This is a genomic window from Pseudoalteromonas sp. BDTF-M6 (assembly GCF_018334135.1).
In the GTDB taxonomy this organism is placed as follows: Bacteria; Pseudomonadota; Gammaproteobacteria; order Enterobacterales; family Alteromonadaceae; genus Pseudoalteromonas.
This window is the reverse complement of record NZ_JAGXTQ010000001.1, coordinates 365,773-382,896: the sequence shown is the minus strand read 5'-3', so window position 1 is coordinate 382,896 and position 17,124 is coordinate 365,773. Positions and strand designations below refer to the sequence as shown.

Annotated in this window: 11 protein-coding genes; 2 read left to right on the top strand and 9 right to left on the bottom strand. The window is 52.3% G+C overall.

The annotated features are described in order from the left end of the window. Positions 1 to 23: 23 nt before the first annotated feature. Positions 24 to 917: a helix-turn-helix transcriptional regulator gene (locus tag KD147_RS01720; RefSeq protein WP_212546661.1), complete on the top strand. Its 894-nt coding sequence runs from the start codon at positions 24 to 26 to the stop codon at positions 915 to 917. A gap of 58 nt (positions 918 to 975) precedes the next feature. Here KD147_RS01720 and KD147_RS01715 read toward each other — a convergent pair whose 3' ends face one another. The 5 genes from KD147_RS01715 to KD147_RS01695 all read right to left on the bottom strand — a co-directional run bounded on the left by KD147_RS01715 (position 976) and on the right by KD147_RS01695 (position 7,238). Next, positions 976 to 1,809 (bottom strand): Tim44 domain-containing protein, encoded by an 834-nt coding sequence (locus tag KD147_RS01715; protein WP_212546660.1) that lies wholly within the window; start codon positions 1,807 to 1,809, stop codon positions 976 to 978. Positions 1,810 to 1,963: 154 nt separating this feature from the next. Next, positions 1,964 to 5,146 (bottom strand): amidohydrolase family protein, encoded by a 3,183-nt coding sequence (locus KD147_RS01710; protein ID WP_212546659.1) that lies wholly within the window; start codon positions 5,144 to 5,146, stop codon positions 1,964 to 1,966. A 239-nt stretch (positions 5,147 to 5,385) separates the two neighbouring features. Further along, positions 5,386 to 5,901, bottom strand: a complete 516-nt coding sequence (locus KD147_RS01705) for an outer membrane protein (RefSeq protein WP_212546658.1) — start codon at positions 5,899 to 5,901, stop codon at positions 5,386 to 5,388. A 53-nt stretch (positions 5,902 to 5,954) separates the two neighbouring features. Then, positions 5,955 to 6,272: a hypothetical protein gene (locus KD147_RS01700; RefSeq protein ID WP_105189935.1), complete on the bottom strand. Its 318-nt coding sequence runs from the start codon at positions 6,270 to 6,272 to the stop codon at positions 5,955 to 5,957. A 138-nt stretch (positions 6,273 to 6,410) separates the two neighbouring features. Further along, a complete protein-coding gene (locus tag KD147_RS01695) occupies positions 6,411 to 7,238 on the bottom strand; it encodes a M90 family metallopeptidase (RefSeq protein WP_212546657.1) in 828 nt (275 codons plus the stop codon). Positions 7,239 to 7,329: 91 nt separating this feature from the next. Between KD147_RS01695 and KD147_RS01690 the strand changes: the two genes are divergently transcribed. After that, positions 7,330 to 9,696: a DEAD/DEAH box helicase gene (locus KD147_RS01690; RefSeq protein ID WP_212546656.1), complete on the top strand. Its 2,367-nt coding sequence runs from the start codon at positions 7,330 to 7,332 to the stop codon at positions 9,694 to 9,696. On the opposite strand, the gene KD147_RS01685 is transcribed toward KD147_RS01690, so the two are convergent. The 4 genes from KD147_RS01685 to KD147_RS01670 all read right to left on the bottom strand — a co-directional run bounded on the left by KD147_RS01685 (position 9,693) and on the right by KD147_RS01670 (position 17,077). Continuing rightward, the gene (locus KD147_RS01685) at positions 9,693 to 12,749 is read right to left on the bottom strand and encodes a ligand-binding sensor domain-containing diguanylate cyclase (protein ID WP_212546655.1); all 3,057 of its coding nucleotides are present in this window, start codon (positions 12,747 to 12,749) and stop codon (positions 9,693 to 9,695) included. The two genes, KD147_RS01690 and KD147_RS01685, sit on opposite strands and share 4 nt — an antisense overlap. 129 nt (positions 12,750 to 12,878) lie before the next feature. Next, complete coding sequence (locus KD147_RS01680; protein ID WP_212546654.1) at positions 12,879 to 13,550, bottom strand: CatA-like O-acetyltransferase; 672 nt, start codon at positions 13,548 to 13,550, stop codon at positions 12,879 to 12,881. Positions 13,551 to 13,637: 87 nt separating this feature from the next. Then, positions 13,638 to 14,678 (bottom strand): Leu/Phe/Val dehydrogenase, encoded by a 1,041-nt coding sequence (locus KD147_RS01675; RefSeq protein WP_212546653.1) that lies wholly within the window; start codon positions 14,676 to 14,678, stop codon positions 13,638 to 13,640. A 344-nt stretch (positions 14,679 to 15,022) separates the two neighbouring features. Next, on the bottom strand, positions 15,023 to 17,077 hold the full coding sequence (locus tag KD147_RS01670; protein WP_212546652.1) for an alpha/beta hydrolase family protein: 2,055 nt from the start codon (positions 17,075 to 17,077) through the stop codon (positions 15,023 to 15,025). Positions 17,078 to 17,124: the final 47 nt, after the last annotated feature.

Sequence of the window (17,124 nt, the reverse complement as noted above, 5' to 3'; positions counted from 1 at the left end):
GGTCACAGCAAAGGAGCCTAGCGATGCAAGCAGCAACCCACCCAGATGCACTCGAGCGCCTCGATACCCTAGTCGATCACCGCTCGGTGTTTAACGCCGACGGCGTGCAATTGTGTTTATACGACACCTATGAGCACAGCGACGGCATACCCTTTAAGGCCGACGAAATCATGTTTTGTGCCATGATCCAAGGGCGTAAGGTGATGCATCATCCAAGCTTGGAGCAGGGGCAGGATTTCATCCCTGGGCAAAGTTTTGTGATTGCGCCCCAAGAGCATGTGGCCATCGATTTCCCCGATGCCACCTTGAGCACACCGACCCGATGTTTGACCATAGAAATAGACACCCAAAAGCTGCATCGGGTAGCCCGGCAAATGCGTTTGCATAGCGATAGTGACGCCCCTGCGCAGACGGCCACCTTGCAACTCAACCACAGCGCCAGCACCGAAGGCGTGTATCGGCGTTTGATTGAGGCATTCAGTGAAAATGAAAAAGACCGAGGCTTACTGATCGAGCTTGCCAGCACCGAATTACTGGTGCGCTTACTGCGCGAACAAGAGCATAAGCAGTTGCTTAGCTGCGCCCAGCAAGACCCGCAAGCGACCCTGTGGCACGCGGTGGTCACGCATATCGAACACAATCTTGGCAACCTGATTGATGTCGATACCCTGTGCAGCCTCGCCTGCATGTGCCGCAGCAAGTTCTTTAGCGCCTTTCGCCATCGCTTTGGTCTCAGTCCCCAGGCCTATATTCTTAAGCGCCGCCTCGAGCGGGCGCAGCTGTTGCTCAATCAGGGCAAGTCGGTGACCAATGCCTGTTTTGAAACCGGCTTTAACAGCGTCAGCCATTTTAGCCGCAGCTTTAAGGGCCATTTTGGGGTATCGCCACGAGGGTATTGCCAACAAGGGATGAATTAAAAGAACAATAGAACAAAGGCCGCATATGCGGCCTTGTGAGTGAAAAATAGCGCTTGGCTTAGTCAACCAAGTCTTCGGTGCCAACAATCAACCAAGGCGCCGAATCAGCGTTTTGACGCTCCATGTGCCAAATTTCATCGATACGCTCTTTCGCATGAGCAATGCGGTCCTGATACTGACCGCTAAAGTGGATGCTGATAGCCCACACATTATTGTCGCAGCTGGCGCGAACAATATTGGCATCAACAAACAACACCTCGGTGAGTACCTCGCCCTGCTCGGCGCGCAGCGCCTTAAATTCATCGATCAGCTCGGGAGCTAAATACTCCGACACCAGGTCCAAGTTATTGTCATTCCAGGCCTGTTGGATGGTGACATAATGCTCTTTGGCCGCACGTATAAAGCCAACCTGATCAAAGTTCGGCGGCAGTTGCATGGGCACAGAGCTCGGTTGCGGCCGAGATTGAGCCGAGGCGCTGCTTTGCTGCCACTGACCCTGGCCCGCATAGGCCTGGCCTTGCGCCGTTGCCATCATGGGCCGGGGCTGGTTTTTGCGCATTGCCGAGCGAATAAACTTGAAGAGTAAGAAGCCAAGCCCCGCCAGCAATAAGATTTCCAGCAGTTGCACGCCTTCAAAATCATCGCCCATCATGGCAGCAATTAAACCACCGGCGAGCAGGCCGCCAAGCACACCGGCCATGATGCCTTTTTTGCTTGAATTTTTCTTCGCCGTCACGGTATTGGTGTCCGTAGTTTGCTGCTTTTGTGTGGTCTGTGTTTGTTCGGTCTTACCCGTCGTGCGTTTCGAACCAAACTTTTTACGCGCCTGGGCATCGAAGCTGGCGGTAAATAATACGCTCAATAGCGTTAGCATAATTACCAGATTTTTCATGGTTATCCTTAAAAATAAATACTGGCGGCAGTGTACCTTAGCCCTGGGCTAAGGCAAGCAATTCGGGATATTGCGCGCCCTAACTGCCCAGTTTTTAGGCATAAAAAAGGCCCGTAAAATACGGGCCTAATTGCTGATTTAAACGTTGCCGAGCTTATTCAAAAAACAGCTTGGTACGTGCTTTTTTACCCACTTCCGTCATGGTTTCGGCGTCAAATAAACGACCGTTTATCATGGTGTATTGCACCTTATCGGACTGACGAATGTCGCTGAGGATATCGCCGTCAATCACAATTAAGTCCGCCAGTTTTCCCTCTTCCAATGAGCCGAGATTTTTATCTAAGCCTAGGGTCTTAGCGGGATCTAGGGTGGCGGTGCGGATCACCTCAAGGGGCGTCATGCCGCCTTGGGCAAACATCCACATTTCCCAATGCGCAGCCAGACCTTCACGTTGACCGTGCGCACCGACATTCACTAACACACCCTGATCTTGCAACTCGCCGGCAACACGGGCGTTGTTGAAGTGGTTGTAGTGATGTTCAGGCGCCTTGGTGCGACGCATAGAGCGCGGCAACAACTGGTTTTTAGGGACAAATTTACTTAGACGCGGGTGGTTCCACACCTCGGTTTTATCGTACCAGTAGTTCTCACCCCAGATACCACCGTAGGCCACGCCAAGCGTCGGCGTATAAGCCACGTCACTTTGCGACCACAGCTGGCGAATATCATCATAGATATTGGCCACCGGAATCGAGTGCTCTATGGTGGTGTGGCCATCGATCACCATGGTGAGGTTATGCTGCAATAAAGAGCCCCCTTCTGGCACTACCATCATGCCGAGTTCACGGCCGGCTTCCACCACCTGCTGACGCTGATCGCGGCGCGGCTGGTTGTAAGACTTAACACTAAAGGCACCCACCTTTTGCAGGCGTTCAAGGTGGAATTTAGCATCATCCAGGGAGTCAACGTGCGAGGTATAGCCCGGCATATTGGCACCATAAAGGATAGTCCCGGTGGAGAAGATACGCGGACCGAGGATCTCGCCCGCTTTTTGCATTTCGCTGGCGGCGAATATTTCCGTGGTGTCGTTACTTGGGTCGTGAATCGTAGTGACACCTAAGGATAAACCAGCCAGGTTTTTCCAGTTCTGCTCGGGAATAATTTCATCGCTACCCTGACCACCGTGGGCGTGGGCGTCGATGATCCCTGGCATAATGGTTTTGCCACTGACATCAATCACTTCGGCGTCTTCAGGGATCTGCACATCGGCCTGCGCACCCACGGCTTTAATATGCTTACCGTCGGTTAGCACGACCCCATTGTCGATAACCTGCTCGCCCTTCATGGTGATCACCTTGGCGCCAACCAGGGCAATCATGCCCTTAGGCTCGGCCATGGCTTTTTTGAAACCAATATTTTCGCCGCTTTTCACCTTAAAGTCGGCATCGGCATCGCCTTTAATATTGAACATACCGTCGAGAGAGGCATGGTACAACTCAGGACCCAGGCTCCAATACAGGCGATCGCTGGCACCGCTCCAACTAATGTTCTCGCCGGCGCGTACAGAAAGCTGTTCAACCGGAAACTGACTGTCTTTCGGGCCTATGCTGATGGTTTTGCCACGCTCAACAAAAGGCGTCACAAACACCTTAAAGCGCTCGGCAAATGCCAGGTACTGGCCATCGGGCGAGATGCGGAATTCGGTGGCATGCTTAGACTCGTACAACTTGCGAATTTTCTTACTTTCAAGTTCAACCACGCTGAAGGTCGGCTTAGGCCAAGGGCTCATGATATACACGCGGTCATTGTCTTTACCGAATTGCGGCTGATAACCGTGCTGGGTAACAAGCTCAGGCTTTTCGGGATCGTCTATGTTCACCGCGTAGATACCCGGTTTCAACGACCACTCCGGCGCCAACAAGCTGCTGCCGGATGACTTTCTAAAGACCAGGGTTTCACCATCTGGACTAAAGGCCGGCTCAACGTATTTGCCCGGCTCTGTGGTTAGGGTATCACCGCGGCCCGAGCGTGCAGAAACAACACGCACACTGCCCTGCTTCTCGTCGTCCCAGGTGACATAGGCGATTTGCTTGCCATCACGTGAGAAGGTCGGGAAAAATTCAAAATGATCGTCTTGCTTGGTCAGGCGTTTGATCTTGCCCGACTCAAGGTCGCGCTTGTAGATATGGCCCATGGCTTCAAAAATGGCGGTTTCACCGTCCGGCGATACCTGTACGTTGCGCAGCATTTTTACGTCAAATTCATCGGTATCCAGGTTTTGCTCAAAGCGCAGCGCCTTTTGAATCGACTTGGTGGTTTCAACCTCAAAAGCGATTTCTTCGCTCTCGCCATTGTCTACGTCCAGCTTATGGATTTTACCGCCGGCCCAAAACACCAAGGACTCGTTATCCGGGGTCCAAGCCATGGTCGGATAGACGCCGTGAATGGCCCAGGTTTCCTGCATATCACGCTCAAGCTTATCGTACAGCTTGGTTTCTTTACCAGACTCTAAATCATACAGATACAACGTGCTTTGGAAGTCGTCACGCTTGATATAAGCCAGGGTCTTACCATCGGGCGACGGCGTTGGGCGAATGGCGCCACCGGTGCCGCTTAGGATGGTGTCGATTTCACCGGTTTCGCGGTCATAGCGCTTAATTTTGTAGATGCCCTGCACCGAGTCTTTGGAATAGTGGAAAGTTTTTCCGGGGGTGTCATCCTGAGAAAAATACACATAACGGCCATCCGGTGAAAACGCCGGCTCGCCTAGATCTTTTTGGTCGTTTGGACGCTCGGTTAACTGCACACCCGAGCCACCGGCCTTGTGGTACATCCACACCTCACCGGCACCCAGTGAGCGACTGGCGGTAAAGTGTTTACGGGCAACGATAAAGTCACCGTCCGGGCTCCAGGCCGGGCTGTTCAACAGGCGGAAAGATTCTTTGGTCACTTGAGTTTGCTCTGAGCCGTCGACCTTCATCACCCAAATATTGTCGCCACCGCCTTGATCTGAGGTAAAGGCAATATGTTGGCCATCCGGGCTAAAGCGCGGCTGCATTTGCCAGCCGATATCCGACGTTAACTGAGTGGCCTTGCCGCCACTAATCGGCATGGTGTAAATATCACCTAGCAGGTCAAATACCAGGGTTTTGCCGTCGGGGCTGATATCCACGTTCATCCAGGTGCCCTGGTTAACACTGATCTTGGCATCCAGGAATTCGCCTTGCGGACTATCTACTTGCCATTTTTGTTCTTCTTTTGCGGCTTCCTCGGCAAACGCACTAGGCTGCGCCAGAGAAATAGCCAGTGCGAGCGCACTGTATAATGGAGTCTTCATAGAGTTCTCATCGGATTTAGTTATTATCACCCCCTACTAAAGCAAAATGTGCGATAAAGGGAAAGTCAGTTGGGGTTAATGGGCAAAAATGAGGGATGGATGAAAATTGCGGAGCCAAAGGCTAGTGATAGGAAATAAGCTGATGAGTGAGTGGCCGGTATAGTGCGGGTCGCGTTTTGCGCCCGCTTTACGTTTGGCTGCCGTTGAGCGCAACCAAACGCAGGGATGCTTAAGAGGCCTTAAAAATCAAATTTAAGGGCCACGCTCACTGCATCGGTGCCGTCAAACTGCTCGTATGACAGCTCAGCAGCCATGGTTTTGCTAAACTGATAGCCCGCGCCACCACCAAAGCCGAATTCCCAATCATCACCAGACTCGGAAACGCCACCAGCGGAAGCGGTTACTTCTAGGTTGGCATAAGAAGGCGCGGCATATAAATAGAAGCCGTTATTAAAGTCATATTGACCGCGTACCGATAAAGCAATGAAGCTGTCCATTTCAATTTTAACGTTCGTGCCGAAGACATTAACCTTGTCATCGCCAATACCCGTACCAATACGCAGCTCAGGCATAAAGTAAAAGTCGTTACCCGAGTCAAACTTGTAACCGATAGAGCCATAGATACCATCTAAGCTGATATCGATGCCCGCGTCGTCATCCGATAGGTTCATATAGCCCGCGCCCGCTTGCCAGTTAGCTTGCGATGCGAATGATGTGCCAGCCAAAACAACGGCTAGTAAGGTCTTTTTAAGCATTATTATTTCCTTTTATGTTTTGTTTCACTTGGGTTTAATGTGCGAGGTGAGTGCTACTGCATCTCCTCGTACTGCAATACAATTTGAAATACCTGGGGGTTTTCGTCGAAGTGCCTAAGCACTATGGGATAGATTTGTTGTTGGAGCTGCTGTACTTGGACATCGGGAGCAGTATCGGCGGCAATGTGCACCGAGACTTGTGTCAGCACCCCATTATGGATATTCCAGCTTAACTGAGCATCAATTCCTAGCTCGGAGCGCAAACTGGCCTGTACGGCCTCGGTTTTATTGTTCATGTCGGCAAAGGTGGCGGCCATGTCACAACCGCTCAGCAAAAATACCGTAATTAATGCCACAATCCTTATTATCATCGCGCCCCTCCTTGGTTTATTACTCGTTATGGCGAAGTAAGATACGGTATGTTAATAACAATTAAATTACAATAATCACATTAATTAACACTCATCCTTAATCGGGCAAAATGTAAGCTTTGCTTGGCAAGGGTGACCCTAGCGCTGCCAGTCACTGGGATCAAACTGATAGTAGTCTTTAAGGACATTAAAAAGCTCGGCATCAAATTGGCGCATGGCGGCGGGCTTCTCGATAAAGGTTTCGGTGGCCACGGCAAAGAACTCCGCCTCATTGGTGGCACCATAACCGTGCATCACGTGCGGCATATTGTAGGCGATATGGCTTTTAAGCTTGTTGTAAGCACGCGAACACACCTCACCCCAACGTCGATAGCTTTGCCTGTCTGCCAATAAGGGGGTGCCATTGGTTTGCCCGGTCACCTGGTCGAGTTGATGGGCAAATTCATGAAACACTAGGTTGTGGCCATCACCAGGCAAGCGGTTACCCTCAAGCACGTCATGCCAGCTTAATACTAAGGTGCCGCCGGGCCAGGATTCGCCCTCGCGCACCACCTGGTGATAACTCACCAGGCCCGCCATATCCCGCTCGGTCACATCGGCATAATAGGCACTGGGGTACAGCAAGATCTCTTTGACATTGGGATACAGCGGCCAGGGTTTATTGAGCATCAGTAGGCTAGCATTGGCCGCCACCACCAACTTCATGGCCTCATTAACCCTAAGGCCATCGCGACCTAAAAAACGTTTTTCCCCTAAAAACCAACAGATATGGCGCTCAAGCTTGGCCCTGTCTGCATCCGTCATGGCGCGGTATATGGGCATGGCCCTGAGCAAGATTTGCTTTTGCGGCGCACTTAGCGCGGCGCTTTGGTATTTACGCCGCCAATAACCCAAACGCAGCGCGTCCTGCTGCCAATATACGATCACAAAAGCCACCAACAGGCTTATCAATGCAACATTTATCATCTGTTAATTCCTTGACATAGTTACTTGTAAATATGACCCTTAGCGCGCTAATTCAATCTCAACGACACATATTTACGAATAAAATCGCATCATGACGCTTCCGATTTTGGCTTTAGAGCAGGCTTTTTTGGCCGCCTTTAAGCAGCACAATGTTATTGTTCATGCCCCCACTGGCAGTGGTAAATCGACCTGCTTACCCCTTTGGGCCGCTACCTCTGGCCGCGTGCTGGTGATCCAGCCAAGGCGCATCGCCGCCACTTCTTTGGCGGACTACCTGGCAGAACAAAGACAGCAAAAGCCTGGGGAAGACATTGGCTTCGCCATTCGCTTCGAAGCCCAGCTCAGTGAGCAGACCCAGGTGGTCTTCGCCACTCCAGGCGTAGCCTTGCGATGGTTTTTTGAGAGCAAGCTGAGCGATTATGATGTGGTGATGCTGGATGAATTTCATGAGCGCCGCTGGGATACCGATCTGTTATTAGGGCTGCTCGAGCACCACAACGGTCATCGCCTTATCGTCACCTCGGCCACCCTCAATGATGAGCGGCTGGCTGCCTATATAGACGCCAAAACCCTGTACAGCGAAGGAAGACTCTTCCCTATTGACAGTGAATATCTGGCGGACGACCGCCAAAGTATGCCCTCGCGTTTGGACTTGGCCCCGCGGGTGCGCGAGGCCTGTGCCTATGCACTAGCGCACAGTAAGAGAGATATCCTGGTATTTTTACCCGGGCGCGCCGAGATAGCCAGCTGCCTCAGTGCCTGTCGTGATTTACCCGCCGAAGGCGTTGCCTTACATGGTGCCAGCCCGGTTTCCGAGCAGCGCCGCGCCATGCAAGAAAGCAAGCAAAGGCGCATTATTTTCGCCACTAATGTCGCCGAAACCTCACTGACGGTACCGGGTATCGAGTGCGTAATAGATTCCGGCCTTGAACGGCGCACCCATTTGCGTAAAGGCAAAACCGTGCTCGGCCTCGATGCCATTGCCAAAGACTCACAACAGCAACGAAAAGGGCGGTGCGGGCGCACCGCACCAGGTCTGTATATTGCGCTTTTTGGCGAGCATGCGCCCTTGTTGGCGCACACACCGGTGGAAATAGAACGAGAAGCCCTCGATGAACTGGTATTAGCCAGTGCCTGCGCCAATATCGCCATAGACAACCTAGCGCTGCTGACACCACCTGCGCCTTCCAGCCTGGCCCGAGCCAAGCAGGCTCTTACGAACTTGGGCGCCATTGATGAACAAGGGATGGCCACCGACCTGGGGCGGCGCATTTATCCCCTGCCCGTGGATGCAGAGCTTGGCTACCTGATAGAAAAAATGCCCAGCTCCACGCTGCGTCAGGCCATGATAGACCTAGCCGCCGTGATTGCCACACCGGCACAGCTTTATACCCTGCCAAACCCGGACACGCTCAGCAACTTGGCCAAGGCAATGGGCGAGCACCTGGAGCACAGCGATATTGCCCTGTGTATTACCGCACTGCGCGGTCAATGCGGTGACTATCTGCACCTGGATGACCTCGCCCTAACGGAAGCACAAACCTACAGCAATTATTTGCGCGCGGCCTATCAGCTCCCGGAACTATCACGCAGCGCCCGTTTCGACTACCAGGCGCTGATACAGGCCATAGCCACGGCGCGCCCGGATTGCATTTTTGTAAAACGCAGCAATCGCCGCGGCGGCTTTGGCAACGGCGAGCAGGAAATTCGCCCCGCCAAAAGCTCCTTGCTCGGCGAGCACCAGGATGCTGCTCTGGTTTTGGCGACCTTTTCGCTGGCGGGCAAAGGTAAAAAGCATGCCGATACCCTGGCAACCCTGTGCACGCCTTTGACTTTAAAACAGGTGTTGGACTATGCGCCAACAACCCAAACGCTAAACGGCTGTTATTGGCATCCTCAAGATGACACGACGACAGAGGCATTAAAGGGCGAAATAAGAGCCACGCTGACCTACAGCTATGCGGGGGTTCCACTTGCAAATATCGATACCCGGGTAGCCGATGAACTTTTACTGCCGGCGCTGAACGAGCTTATCCTCGCCGGGGCACTCTTTCCCGGGCTGGCAGAGGAAATCAGCGATGCCCTGGCCTACCATGCTCTGTATCTGCAGTATCACCAGCAGCAACAGGTTGTTCCCTCTCCAAGCGAGCATCTGCACAACCGACTCGTTGAGCTTGGCGTGCAAAGCCAGGAAGATTTAATGCTGATTGAGGCGGAAGATCTGCATTACCAAGGACTTGAGCCTTGGCAAGGCAAGGAATTTATGGAGCGCTTTCCACTGCACGTTGAGTTACCGGGAATGACCCTGGCCATCGAATATTTATTTAAGGCCAAGCGAGTCATAGCCCATTATCACAGCGGCGAACGCAAGGATCCGCCGAAACGCTGGGAATTACCCAGTTGGAGTGGCCTGAATATTCGCTATAAAAAAGCCAGCAAGGTAGTGGATATTCGCTAGGGCAACTCTTCGCACAAGAGATAATCCCTACGATGCCCCAGACTGCGGTTACGACCCTGCTCTTTGGCCAGATACAGGGCTTTATCGGCATGGGATAACAGCCTATCGGCATTGACCGCACAGTCGATATCGGCGGCGCCAATACTGATACTCACATGCAGCCCATTGGCCAATACCGAGTAATCATAGCTGGCGACCTGGTGGCGAATACGTTGTGCCCAGCGCAGCGCCCCCTCCTCATCAAGACCGGGGAGTAAAATGGTAAACTCTTCACCGCCCCAACGCGCAAACAAGGCTTGTGGCGGTAAACACCGGGCAATAATTTGCACCACGGTCGCGATGACCTGATCGCCAACCAAATGAGAGTAGTGATCGTTAATTTGCTTAAAGTGGTCGATGTCGATCAACAGCAGGCTGAGCGCTTGCTCCTCTCGTTGGGCCTCGGCAAAATGCGCCACCAGCCATTGGTCGAAAGCACGACGGTTGGCTATGCCGGTGAGTTGGTCGTGGGTAGCCTGGTGCTCAAATGCCTGCGCCTGTTTTGCCAGCACCTGAGTTTGCTCCTTCACCCGTTTCTTCAACTGTGCTTCGGAGCGTTTCAGGTGATAGAAACGCAACCGGTACACCAGTAACAGAAGCAGCACCAGCATGACCACCACAGCAACTTTAAAGCCCAGAGTCTGCCAGGCCTTGGGAGCCACTTTAATGTCAACGGCGGCGCCACTGGGTTGCCAGGCACCATAAGGATAGCGGGCGCGCACCTCAAAACGATAACTGCCCGGCGGCAGGTTGGTGTATTCGGTGATATGCAGATTGCCACGATCGACCCAGTGCTTTTCATAACCTAATAAGCGTGTCTGGTATTCAATACGCTCGGTCATCACATAGCCCAGCCCGGCGTAGGTAAAAGAGATACGATTGTTCTCAGGCGGCACCTTTACCACGGTATTTTGATAGGCCTGCTGCGGATGGTTGTCAAACTGCACCGCCTCAATACTCACCGGCAGCGCGACGTTGGCCATGCGCGTCAATTTATTGGGGTCCACCATCACGGCACCACGGGCGGTGGCCACCCAGACATTATTGTCATTATGCAAAATCGCAGGGTATTGCGAGCCGCCATTGGCTTGTGAGCTCAGCATGCCATCGCCCTGATCAAACAGGGTGTATTCCATTTGTCGTTGCGGTTGCTCTAAGCTGGCAACGAGACTTTTACGACTGACCCGAATAACCCCACGGTTACTGCTGAGCCAGAAGTGATCGAATTCATCCACCACCACGGCAAACAGCTTATCCACGGGTAAACCCTGCTCCTTCCCTACCTTATTCATTTGCCCGGTCTCGCTGTTGAAGCGTACCAAGCCCCTGTCGGTGGCCATCCAGACCAGACCCGGCTCCATTAAGAAGCCAAAGGCATATTCGGCATCGAATTGATCGGTTAAGGGCACCTGGTAAAATTGACCCTGTTCAAAATAGCCCACCCCCACTCCGGTACCAACCCAGATACGTTCTCTATCATCTTGGGTTAACGCCATAATAAAGTTGCCGGGCAAGCCATCTTCATCGGTGAAGAACTGCAATTGCCCGTGCTTATCACGGTGTACCAACCCGGCGGCGGTACCGACCCACACCCCACCATCATCCTGCTCTAATATGGCGCGCACCTCATTACTGGGCAGGCCGGTGTCACGGTTTAAATACGGGGTTAGTTTGTGGCCGTCGAAATACATCAGGCCATCGGTGTAAGTGCCGACAAAAATCCCCCCCTTATTTGCGGAGGTTAGGCTGAGTACAGAAATGGGCGCGCCCGGGCGTTGGGCTAAAGGCGTTGCCCGGCCATTTTGATAGCGATTAAGGCCGTTACTGGTGCCTAAATACAATACTCCGTCGCTATGACTTAGCAAGGTACGCACATAGTCACCGGACAACCCACGCGATTGGCTTAGGGTGGTAAAGGGTGCCTGACGCAGACGAAATAACCCGGCATTGGTGCCAATCCAGATGCTGCGTTCCTGGTCTTCTAATAAAGAAAGAATACGATTGCTGGGCAGACCGACATTGGCATCGAGTTTTTCCAGGCCAAATTCACTGTAGCGGAACAAGCCATGGTTGATGGTGCCAAACCAGATATCGCCCCGGTAATCGACCAACACCGCCGACACGGACTCATACGCCAGAGTTTTATCGAGAAGATTAAAGCCTTCGTTGTCTTCACGCCAAATACCCTGCTCGGCGCCCACCAACAGACGCTGCTGATGATCCAGTGCCAGCTTAAAGGTCATACCCTTGAGCGCGCCGTTAACCCCGTCAGGGCGCTGCATTTGCCCATTTTCATAAACATATAGGCCATCACTGCTGGCCACCCACACCCGGTCGCCTTGTTCAAGCACATGGTAGGTACTGGTACCGCTGAGGAAAAGCTGCTCTTGCCCTTGGTGACGGCGTACCACGCCGCCGTCCTCAAGAGCCAGCCATAATGCCCCACCGCTTACGCGCTGGGCAAAGTTGATCATGTAAGCGGCGGCGGGTAATGTCTGCCAAGGGCTGCCGTTGACTATGCTGACGCCGCCGCGGGAGCCGGCGACATACAACTCGTTCGTCTGGCTATCCAGGCTCAGGCTGCGTATGCCGGAGTCCGGTAACCCCGTCTCATCACCACGGGTAAACAAGGAGAACTTACGACCATTAAAGCGTGCAACCCCTTCCCAGGTACCGGCCCAAATATAGCCGTATGAGGTTTGAGCAAGGGCATTAATACTATTGTGGGGGAGTCCGTCTCGGGTGTCCCAGGTTTCGGCAAAGTAATGGCTAAGGGGGACGTTCTCAGGAAGAGGTTTCACTGCAGATGCGGGTGCAACTGCGGGTGCAGCCGCTGAAGTCGCTGCGAGGGCAACTCCCGGTGAAGCCTCGGATTCGACCAAGGGAACAAGCGCAGATAAGGCATAATCGGTGGCTGCATTGGCCATGCTCGCACGGGGTATGAGCAATAACGCATAGCAAACCAGGCTGACCATCAGCGCCATGGGAATATTTAAAAGCCGCACCTTGCCCATCTGAACTCTTAGTTATAATTATTCTTAACACAGTATGAACGTATAACTTTACACGCTTGCGGCTCAATTACAAAGGATTACCTTATTATTTAACGTTCATCCCCGCATATTTACTGGCTTAGCGGCCTGCTAGTCGGCCAGGTCGCCACTCAGGTAGCGTTGTGGGTCGCGAAATTTCTGTTGCAGTTGCCCAATAAACTGGCCGCTGTGTAAACCATCCATCAGCGCATGATGCACATCGAGAGACAGTGTCATGCTGCCCGTCCCCTTGTCGTATTGGCCAAAGACCAGCTTAGGCACACCACTGGCATTGCCCTCATGGGTAGCATGAGAAAATGCGGAAAAATTAAGCCAGGGCAGCACGGACACATGAATTAAGTCGCAGCGCCCTTCACTCTCGGCAAAGCCCTCACTAAACAAGGGTTGCTGCAAGGCTTTGGTCCTGGCCTGGCGGTGCTGCTCGCAATACTCACTAAAACCTTGGGCCGAAGGCAAATAACTAAAACGGAAGGTGTCATCTTGTGCTAATTGCACCACGCTAATACTGGGGTCGGCACAATGCACCGGACGGCCATCGACAATCCGCAGGCCCATGGGCCAATACTCGGCGGCGCTAATATGCGCCAAATAAAGATAGGCCAAGAAAAACGACTTTTGCTGGGCACGACAATAATCATACAGGGGTTCGGCCCTGAGGCTGACGCACACATTAAAGTAAGGCTGTTGAAAATCTTTAAAAAAGGCGAAATGCTGCTGCCTTTCCCAGTTATCTAAATCGACGTTGGTGTAGGATGCGGACATAAGGTAATTACTTATAAAAAAGGCACGCTCTGGAGCATGCCTTATTCATCATTGCGACGCAATCAATTACGCGCAAGTAGGAAGAGATTAAAGCCCTTTGGCAATAATTTCTTCTGCCAGTTCGTCGGCAACTACGTGTGTAGATACCTGTTCAACATCCGAGCGCTGGAAGATTTCGATAAGCGTATCGTAAATGCCTTCCACGTGCTTGGTAGCCGCTTCGGCACTGTAACCTTCTGGCTTAGTCTCGTAGTATACGTTGATGATACCACCGGCGTTGATCACGTAATCTGGTGCGTAAAGTACGCCCTTCTCACGTAGAATTTCACCATGACGAGGTTCGGCTAGCTGGTTGTTAGCACAACCGGCAATGATGCTTGCCTTAAGACGAGGGATGGTGTTGTCGTTAACCGTTGCGCCTAGGGCACAAGGTGCGTATACGTCCACGTCCAGGTCGTAGATTTCATCGATGCCCACGGCAGTGGCATTGAAATCGTTAACCACACGGGTAACCGACTCTTCGTTGATATCTGTTACGAATAGCTCAGCACCGGCATTGTGTAGGTGTTTACACAGATCATAAGCAACCGCGCCTAGACCCTGAACCGCTACCTTAACGCCTTCAAGGTTTTGGTGACCATGCTTATGCTGGAACGCCGCTTTAATGCCCAGGAAAGTACCTAGTGCGGTAAATGGCGATGGGTTACCACTTTTGCCTTCAAGACCCATTACATAGTTGGTCTCTTTGTGCATCATCATCACGTCACCCGTGGTGATGTTTACGTCTTCGGCCGAGTAGTAGCTACCGCCTAAACGCTCTAGTTGTTTACCAAAAGCACGGAACAATGCTTCTGACTTAATCGTTTTCGCATCACCGATGATCACTGACTTACCACCGCCGAACGGTAAACGCGCTACCGCGTTTTTATAAGTCATGCCCTTAGATAGGCGCAGAACGTCGGTTATTGCGTCTTCGTCACTGGCGTAGTTCCAAAGGCGACAACCACCTACCGCTGGACCTAGCTTGGTGTTGTGAACGGCGATAATTGCCTTAAGGCCTGATTCTTTATCACTGCAAAATACCACTTGTTCGTGGTTATCGAAGTCAACTTGATTAAATACAGCCACTATTATTCTCCGAACTTTATACCCGAGATACGGGTGTGCTGAAATTGCCGCTGACTCTATCACTAAGTCGCGTCCCTTGCCACATAATGAGATGATAAAGTCGTAGCTGGTTAACAATGTGGATATTATATCCCCATGCAAACTTTATTTAGAAAAATATATTCATCAAAGTCTCTTGAAGCAGATTCTGGAACCACTTCATGCCTGCTAAATTATAACATCTAACCCTCACCTTGTGACGTTTACGTCAACGGCAACAATTATGTAAATATTTTAATACGCGTGGGGAAAATGTCGAATCCAGTGATGGTGGGAGCTGGCGCCGAAAAAGCGCCAGCCAAGGGTTACTGGTCAGAGCTGCCAGTGTATTTCGCCATCCAGGTAAATACTTGCTCATACCAGTGCTTCAAGTTGTCTGGATTGCGGATCCAATGGTTTTCATCCGGGTAAACCACCAGGCGCGAGTCGATGCCCTTGCGCTGCAAGGTAGTAAAGGCACCCAGGCTTTGCGCATAAGGGACGCGATAGTCCTTCAGACCCTGAGTTACTAACATGGGCGTTTGCCAGTTTTCAACGAAGTTCGCTGGGTTATAACGGCTATAATCCGCGTCTTTGGCCCAGAACGGCCCACCCATTTCATGCTCGGCGAACCACAGCTCTTCGGTGCTTTGATGGAAACTCGGCATATCGAACAAACCGGCGTGGTTTACCAGGCAGTTAAAGCCCGTTGGCCAGTTGCCGGCGATCCAGTTCATCATATAACCGCCGTACGAAGCACCCAGTGCACAACCGTTATCGGTATCAAGCCACTTGTAGCTGCTCTTCACATACGCCAGACCTTTTTGTAAGTCTTCCAGTGGTTTTCCGCCCCAATCCCGGGAGATAGAGTCGGTGAATTCCTGGCCATAGCCAACCGAGCCGTGGAAATCGATCATCACCACGCCATAACCTTGTGCCGCCCACAGCTGCGCATTCCAACGGCTATGGAACATATTACCGAATGAGCCCTGTGGGCCACCGTGCACTAAAAACGCCAGCGGATAACGCTGCTGGGGATCGAATAAGGCCGGTTTAACCAGATAACCATACACGGGATCATCATTGGCGCCGGTAAAGGTAAACTGCTCCACCTCACCCAGTTGCAGGGTATCAAGGCTAGACTTGTTCACCTCGGTAAGCTGGCTTAGGCCGGCGCCATCGCGGTTAATGCGATACAGCTCTTTGGGTGAATTAAGGGCGTGACGCGAGAAGATGATCTGCTGCCCCTGCACCAGCACATCGCCGACGTAACCGTCGGAGAACAGGCTGCGCACATCACCAAAGGCGGTGCTCACCTCAAATAAGCTGGTTTGCCCTAGATCTTTAGCGGTAGCATAGATGGCACGGCCATTGGCGCCAAAGCTAAAGCTGCCGACGCTTCTGTCCCACTGCGATGCCAAGGCCTGGCGCTCGCCGCTGCGCAGGTCAATCAATTGCAGAGTGAATTTATCCGACTCGAAGCCCGGCTTACTCATGGCCTTGTAGGCCAGATAACGACCATCGCTGGAAAATTGCGGGCTCGAGTCCCAGGCTTTATTATCCTCGGTAAGGTTACGAACCTCACCGCCGTCAATGGCTACTTCAAACAGGTCAAAGTTGGTGCTCCAGGCATTATCCTTGGCTTTCACCTTGGCGCTAAACACCACCTTTTGCCCGTCTGGGCTGATCGCCACCTCTTCCATCCCGGAAAAAGGCTTCGCCGGAACATCGGTTTGCCATTGTGGGGTCAGGTCCTTGGCATCTTTAATAAGATCCTTGCCCATGCCAGCAACAAACAAATGTCTGACCTTATCGTCATTCCAGTGATCCCAGTGACGCACCATCAGGCTATCGTAGACCTGGGCGTTATGGGCCACCTCTTGCTGCTGCTTGTCTTTTTCCACGGTGCAGGCGAGCGAGTCGCACTCGGGATAGACGTCAAACGTCACCACCAAAGAGCGGTTGTCCGGGCTTAGACGGTAGCCTTCAATATCCAGTGGAAATTGGCTGATGGGTTTGGCTTCACCGCCGGCTAATGGCAAATACCAAAGCTGCTGCGAACCCGAGCGCGGCGATAGAAAATAGATACCCTTGCCGTCGGCGCTAAAGCTTACATCCGACTCGGTACCGGCGCTGTAGGTTAATTGTGTGATTGGCTGCGCCTGCCCTGCTGCGCCAGCGGCATTTAACGCCTGCGCATAAAGCTCGCTGCCCTTTGGCGTTTTAATGGCGTAGACCAGGGTGTTGCCATCCGGTGACAGCGCCACGCTGTGAATTTTGTTTAGGCTGTTAAGCTTATCTACTGTCAATACATCGGCTTGAGCGCTTAGACTGAGACCACTTAGCGCCAATGCGGCGGCGATACGAGTTGTTGTTATCATTTTTTACTCCATAAAAAAGAGCGCCAAAGCGCTCTTTTTCTAAGGTT

Bases quoted from the DNA above. Each gene is read 5' to 3' on its own strand.
- KD147_RS01705 (WP_212546658.1), bottom strand. From the start codon at position 5,901: ATGCTTAAAAAGACCTTACTAGCCGTTGTTTTGGCTGGCACATCATTC.
- KD147_RS01680 (WP_212546654.1), bottom strand. From the start codon at position 13,550: ATGTCCGCATCCTACACCAACGTCGATTTAGATAACTGGGAAAGGCAG.
- KD147_RS01720 (WP_212546661.1), top strand. From the start codon at position 24: ATGCAAGCAGCAACCCACCCAGATGCACTCGAGCGCCTCGATACCCTA.
- KD147_RS01690 (WP_212546656.1), top strand. From the start codon at position 7,330: ATGACGCTTCCGATTTTGGCTTTAGAGCAGGCTTTTTTGGCCGCCTTT.
- KD147_RS01715 (WP_212546660.1), bottom strand. From the start codon at position 1,809: ATGAAAAATCTGGTAATTATGCTAACGCTATTGAGCGTATTATTTACC.
- KD147_RS01700 (WP_105189935.1), bottom strand. From the start codon at position 6,272: ATGATAATAAGGATTGTGGCATTAATTACGGTATTTTTGCTGAGCGGT.
- KD147_RS01670 (WP_212546652.1), bottom strand. From the start codon at position 17,077: ATGATAACAACAACTCGTATCGCCGCCGCATTGGCGCTAAGTGGTCTC.
- KD147_RS01685 (WP_212546655.1), bottom strand. From the start codon at position 12,749: ATGGGCAAGGTGCGGCTTTTAAATATTCCCATGGCGCTGATGGTCAGC.
- KD147_RS01695 (WP_212546657.1), bottom strand. From the start codon at position 7,238: ATGATAAATGTTGCATTGATAAGCCTGTTGGTGGCTTTTGTGATCGTA.
- KD147_RS01710 (WP_212546659.1), bottom strand. From the start codon at position 5,146: ATGAAGACTCCATTATACAGTGCGCTCGCACTGGCTATTTCTCTGGCG.